Source organism: Spirulina sp. CCY15215, from assembly GCF_016888125.1.
Lineage (GTDB): Bacteria > Cyanobacteriota > Cyanobacteriia > Cyanobacteriales > Spirulinaceae > CCY15215.
Genome location: NZ_JACSWA010000173.1, coordinates 1 through 393 on the forward strand (window position 1 = coordinate 1; position 393 = coordinate 393).

Sequence of the window (393 nt, forward strand, 5' to 3'; positions counted from 1 at the left end):
AGATTGATTCTTTAGCAACAAAAGTTGAAGTTGGTTTTACTGAAGTTAAAGGAGAAATCAAACGACTTGATGAGAGAGTTGGTCATGTAGAAAAGCGTATGGATGACACCAATCAACGAATTGACGATACCAGAGTTTCTTTAGAGAAGCAAATGGAGAAGACACAGTCTTCTTTAGAAAAACGGATTGATGATACAAATGCTCGAATGAATAGCATAACAATTGGATTTTTGGGAATCGTGGGAATTTTAGTGACAGGAATATTAACTGTTTTAGGAAAGCTAGTTTTCTTTTCTAATCCTCTCTCTTGATGGCGATCGCGTTTCGAGGATAGTGCGCCCATCTTAATAATATGTTATTTTAGGAAAATAGGAGAAAGTGCGATCGCCTCTC

General features: G+C 36.9%; 1 protein-coding gene. It reads left to right on the top strand.

What is annotated here, in order from left to right; genetic code table 11:
• Nucleotides 1-2: 2 nt before the first annotated feature.
• Nucleotides 3-311: a hypothetical protein gene (locus tag JUI58_RS00870; RefSeq protein WP_348539806.1), complete on the top strand. Its 309-nt coding sequence runs from the start codon at nt 3-5 to the stop codon at nt 309-311.
• Nucleotides 312-393: the final 82 nt, after the last annotated feature.